At 62.9% G+C, this 1,699-nt stretch carries 2 protein-coding genes; both read left to right on the top strand.

Annotated elements, in window-relative coordinates:
• The coding region (queA, locus tag RMO25_RS12380) for a tRNA preQ1(34) S-adenosylmethionine ribosyltransferase-isomerase QueA (protein WP_309662909.1) at positions 1-738 on the top strand (738 nt) is incomplete at its 5' end.
• A gap of 211 nt (positions 739-949) precedes the next feature.
• Positions 950-1,699: phytanoyl-CoA dioxygenase family protein (locus RMO25_RS12375; protein WP_309662908.1), on the top strand; the 750-nt coding region annotated here is incomplete at its 3' end.

Genomic DNA, 1,699 nt, shown 5'->3' with positions numbered 1-1,699 from the left:
CATGTTGGTGACCGGATCGAGTTCGGCGAAGGAGTCGTCGCGTCCGCGGTCGAGCGCGGCGACGACGGCGCGTTTATGCTGCAATTTCATGGCGACGAGCCGGTCGAAGTGCTGCTGGAGCGCGCGGGGCGGATGCCGCTGCCGCCTTACATCGCCTCGAAACGGGCGGTTGATGACGCCGACCGCGAGGATTACCAGACCATGATCGCGCGCGAGGAAGGGGCGGTGGCGGCACCGACCGCGGCGCTGCACTTCACGCCGCGGGTATTGGAAGCGCTGGACGAGCGCGGCATCGGGCACGAAACGCTGACGCTGCATGTCGGCGCGGGAACATTCTTGCCGGTCAAGGCGGACGTGGTCGCCGACCACCGGATGCACGCCGAATGGGGGCGGATCGATGCCGCGACGGCCGAGCGGTTGAACGCCGTGCGGGCCAAGGGAGGGCGGCTGATCGCGGTCGGCACGACCTCGCTGCGGCTGGTCGAAAGCGCGGCGGGCGAGGTCGGGCAAATCCGCGCCTTCGAGGGCGACACGGCGATCTTCATCACGCCCGGCTATCGCTTTAAGGCGGTCGACGGCCTGGTCACCAACTTCCACTTGCCGCGATCGACGCTGTTCATGCTGGTCTCGGCGCTGATGGGGCTGGAGCTTATGAAAGAGGCTTACGCCCATGCCATTGAAAAAGGATACCGTTTCTACAGCTACGGTGATGCGAGCCTTTTGTTGCCACGCGCGTAGGTGCTAGCCCGGCTTAAACTCTGACACTCCGGCGATCACCATCCATTGCAGGAACTGACGCCCGAATGGTGTGATTTGAGCCTGGGGCGGATCGGACGCTTCGACGAACTCGACGTACCCGGCATTCACTTTAGCGCTTGGGCCCACTTGCGGTCCTCTCGAGACGTTGCAAACAGCTGCCAATGCGCACAAATCGGCCCGTTCGAGTACCGTGGCGACTATCGACACCGCGATTAAACCCGACCTTCTGGACGGCTGGGTTAGTGGTCCACAATCGGAGAGGCGCGTGGAAAAATTTGATGTCGGCGCCATCATGGGTGGCCTTTATGGGGAAGGCATTATTGCTTTTCCGGGTGCGTTTTCGCCCGAATGGGCGGATCGCCTGGCAGAGGATATCTGGGGCTGCTTCGATGAGGCGAAAGCGGTGCCAGGTGGCGCGTTGGCGCGCGGGCCAAATCGCTTTTATGTCGAGGTCCAGCCGGAGAAAATTCGTGGGTTTCTGGATATTGCCACGCACCCCTGGTTCGTTACCGTGTGCAATGCGGTGCTTGGACCCGAGTACCGGATCGTCGAGGTTGGCTTCGATATTCCCTTTCCGGGGGCACAGGACCAACCGTGGCACCGCGACTTTCCTTCACCCGATGCGACTTTGCAGGGACGTCGGCTAAACAGCCTGGCGTTTAACCTGACAGCGGTGGACACGCGGCTGGATCACGGCCCCTTGGAGATCGCGCCGGGAACGCATTGGGACGACATTGTCAACGCACGCGACGGGTTGTTCCCCAGTCAAGCAGCGTGGCCCCGGTACTTCGAGCGCGCAGTACAAAAGCTGCCTATGCGCGGGGACATGTCGGCGCGTTCGGCGCTGACGATCCATCGCGGCACAGCCAATCTCTCGGATGAGGCTCGGCCAGTGTTCGTCGTCGGAGTCGACGCCCCGGACGCAGGCAATGCCCACCAC

The organism is Sphingomonas sp., from assembly GCF_031361285.1.
Taxonomy (GTDB): domain Bacteria; phylum Pseudomonadota; class Alphaproteobacteria; order Sphingomonadales; family Sphingomonadaceae; genus Sphingomicrobium.
The sequence above is the reverse complement of the archived record's forward strand: the minus strand, read 5'-3'. Positions and strand labels throughout refer to the sequence as shown.